The organism is Clostridium coskatii (assembly GCF_001675205.1).
GTDB lineage: Bacteria > Bacillota > Clostridia > Clostridiales > Clostridiaceae > Clostridium_B > Clostridium_B ljungdahlii.
Window position 1 is genome coordinate 1 of the sequence record NZ_LROR01000087.1, and the last position, 3,863, is coordinate 3,863.

2 protein-coding genes are annotated in these 3,863 nt (G+C 34.1%); both read left to right on the top strand.

Features of this window, described 5'->3' with window-relative positions; all coding sequences use genetic code 11:
- Nucleotides 1–461: sigma-54-dependent Fis family transcriptional regulator (locus tag CLCOS_RS18490; protein ID WP_192847956.1), on the top strand; the 461-nt coding region annotated here is incomplete at its 5' end.
- 353 nt (nucleotides 462–814) lie between these two features.
- Nucleotides 815–3,544, top strand: a complete 2,730-nt coding sequence (locus CLCOS_RS18495) for a molybdopterin-dependent aldehyde oxidoreductase (protein ID WP_013239061.1) — start codon at nucleotides 815–817, stop codon at nucleotides 3,542–3,544.
- The last annotated feature ends 319 nt before the right edge of the window (nucleotides 3,545–3,863 follow it).

Genomic DNA, 3,863 nt, shown 5'->3' on the forward strand with positions numbered 1-3,863 from the left:
CTGGAAGATTTAGAAAGGATCTATATTATAGGCTAAATGTGCTGCCTTTATTCTTACCTCCACTTAGAGAAAGAAAAAAGGATATACCTCTTCTTATTCAATATTTTGTCAAGAATATAGCACAAAAGTTAAATAAAAAAGAGCCAGTTATATCAGAAGAATACTTGAAGAAAATGATTAATTATAATTGGCCTGGAAATATAAGAGAATTAGAAAATCTGGTTGAGCTAATTATAAACACTGAATCCATACCAGCGGGTTACTTTACAGAAGAAGATTGTAATAATGAGGTACTTGTGAATATTAGTGATGACTGTTTAAAGCTGGATTATATGGAAAAAGAACATGTAACTAAAGTATTGAAGAAATTTAAGTGGAATATAACCCATTCAGCAGAAGCACTTGGTATAAGGAGAAATACTTTATACAGTAAGATAAAGAAGTATAATATAGCAATGTAATATTTTTCGTTAAAAAAAGAAAGAGAGAGGGTTACCTACAAATATATTGTTGGTAACCCTATAATTATGTTTTTATCCGATGACTATATGGGGAAAGAAAGAAGAATGACCAAAAAGCGAACAGTAATCAAAAAATGAACACCATTTTTTGATTACTTTGATCTAAAAATGAACACAACATAATAAAGGTCATAAAAACACTACCTAATTTGGATACTTTCAACATTGGCATACTTATTGCTTATATGAATAGTAACATTAAATATTTCGACCAACATTAAAACACATCTACAATTTGTAATATGAATGTCATTTGAATTGCAAATTGCAGATAAAAATTGAGGAGGTATAGTATGCTAAAAAAGTATTTAATTATTAATGGAGTTAAAAAAACTATTATAGCAGATCCAGAGGCATGTTTGGCAGATGTTTTAAGAAAACAAGCATTTCTTACTGGAACAAAAGTTGGATGTAGAAAAGGAGAATGTGGTGCTTGTTCTGTAATTTTGAATGGTAAAGTAGTAAGATCTTGTATAACTAAAATGAAAAGGGTTCCAGATGAAGCAGAAATTATAACTATAGAAGGAGTTGGCGATCAAAAACATCTTCATCCACTTCAGTTAGCATGGATGGTTCACGGTGCAGCACAGTGTGGTTATTGCACACCTGGATTCATAATTTCAGCTAAAGTATTACTTGAACACAATAGTAATCCAACAAGAGAAGATGTTAGAGCCTGGTTCCAAAAACATAGGAATGTTTGCAGATGTACAGGATATAAGCCATTAGTTGATGCAGTAATGGAAGCAGCAAGACTTATGCGTGGTGAAGTAACAAAAGAAGAATTATGGTATAAGCTTCCAAAGGGAAAAAGCCTTTTAGGTTCAGAAGCTATACGTCCTTCTGCTCTTGCAAAAGTAACAGGAACTTGGGACTTTGGAGCAGATTTAGGATTAAAGATGCCAGAAAATACATTACACATTAAGCTAGTACAGGCTACAGTATCTCATGCGAACATATTATCTATAGATACTTCAGAAGCAGAAAAAATGGAGGGAGTTTATAGAGTACTAACCTATAAAGATGTACCGGGTACAAATAGAATAAATGGATTGGCATTCCCAACAAATAAGGGTGATGGACTTGAGAGACCTATATTAAATGATAAAAAGATCTTCCAATTTGGTGATGCAATAGCTATGGTACTTGCAGATACACCATGTCAAGCAGAAGCAGCAGCAAAAAAAGTAAAAGTTGAAATAGAAGAGCTTCCAGCATATATGAGTGCACCGGCAGCTATGGCTGAGGATGCTATAGAAATTCATCCTGGAACACCAAATATTTATTTTGAATGTGGCACTGTAAAAGGTGAAGATACAAAACCTTTAATGGATTCTCTTCCTTATGTTGTTGAAGATGATTCATATGTACAAAGGCAGCCGCATCTTCCGCTTGAACCAGATGTTGGATGTGCATATATTAATGAAGATGGAAAGTTAATTGTACACTCAAAGAGTGTAGCACTTCATTGCCATGCAGCTATGGTAGCTGATGGTATAGGAGTACCTTTAGAGGATCTTTATATAGTTCAAAATCCTACAGGTGGTACTTTCGGATATAAATTTAGTCCAACAATGGAAGGACTTCTCGGTGTAGCTGCATTGGTAACTAAAAGACCAGTATACCTTGAGTTTAATATGTACCAGCAAATAACTTACACTGGAAAAAGATCACCTTTCTTTATGCATCTTAAATTAGGTGCTGACAAGAATAGAAAATTTACTGCATTAGAAACTGATTGGTCTTGTGATCATGGTCCATATTGTGAATTTGGCGACCTTGTAACTACAAGGGGCTCACAATTTATGGGTGCAGGATATAATATTCCAAATATAAGAGGAGAAGGAAGAACAGTTGCTACAAACCATGCTTGGGGTTCAGCATTTAGAGGATATGGTTCACCACAAAGTTTATTTGCTTCAGAAGTTTTAGTAGATAAAATGGCTAAGAAAATGGGTGTAGATCCTCTTGAATTGAGATATGAAAATGTCTATAGAGAAGGAGATAAAACCCCTACAGGTTGTGATCCAGATGTAATATGTCTGCCAACTATGATTGAAAAGTTACGTCCATTATATAAAGAAGCTAAGGAAAGAGTTAAAAATAAGAATGTTAACTCTGGAGATAAGAAATATGGAGTAGGAACTTCCTTATTAATTTATAGCTGCGGTCTTGATGGTCCAGATAGTTCAAATGCATGGGCAGAATTAACTGCAGAAGGGGTTACTGTAGGAAACTCCTGGCAGGATCATGGTCAAGGAGCTGACATGGGAACTTTAACTATAGCTCATGAAACTTTAAGGCCTTTAGGATTAGAGCCAGAAGATATTAAGTTAGTTATGAATGATATGGAATTTACTCCAGACAGTGGTCCTTCAGGTGGAAGCCGTTCTAACGTTTTAACAGGAAATGCTACTAGAGTTGCTTGCGAAAACTTACTGGCAGCTATGAAAAAGGACGACGGTACTTATATGACTTATGATGAAATGGTAGCTGCAAAAAAACCTTTAAAATATGCTGGAAAATGGACAGCACCTTGTACAGCTCCTGATCCAGCAACTGGTCAAGGAAATCCATTCCCAACTTATATGTATGGTGTCCTTATGTCAGAGGTAGAAGTAGATACTACTACGGGAAAAGTTAAAGTAGAAAAACTTACTATGATAGCTGATGTAGGAACTATAGTAAATAAACTAGTAGTTGATGGTCAAATGTATGGTGGATTAGCCCAAGGTATAGGACTTGCTTTAAGTGAAGATTTTGAAGATTTGAAGAAACATACTACACTTACAGGTTGTGGAATACCACAAATTAAAGATGTACCTGATGATATACAAATAATATATCAAGAAACACCAAGACCAAATGGCCCTTATGGTGCTTCAGGTGCAGGTGAAATGCCACTTTCAGCACCTCATGCTTCTATAGTTAATGCAATTTATGATGCTTGTGGAGTACAGATAACAAAATTACCTGCACGTCCAGAAAAGGTATTAGCTGCACTTAAAGAATTAGAAAAATAGTAAGAAAACAATTTAAATATCTCTCTAAATGAATCAGAAACAAATAATTATATAAAGATTTCTAAGAGCTAAAAACGCTAAAAGGTTTGTTAATAGTCATCAGATGGAATTAAAATTCCATCTGATGAAAAGAAATCTATTGATGTTAAAAATTATAAGATAATGTTTTCATAGTTTCTGGTTCATTTTTATGAAGACACTCGAAAAGTAGATGGAAATTCTGAAAAGATATTTAATTAAGCAACTACTTAGAAGTAACTGGAAAACTATTGGCGTACTTTGAAAAGCATATATTGTTACGGGATAAAGGATATAAAAA

Bases quoted from the DNA above. Each gene is read 5' to 3' on its own strand.
- CLCOS_RS18495 (WP_013239061.1), top strand. From the start codon at position 815: ATGCTAAAAAAGTATTTAATTATTAATGGAGTTAAAAAAACTATTATA.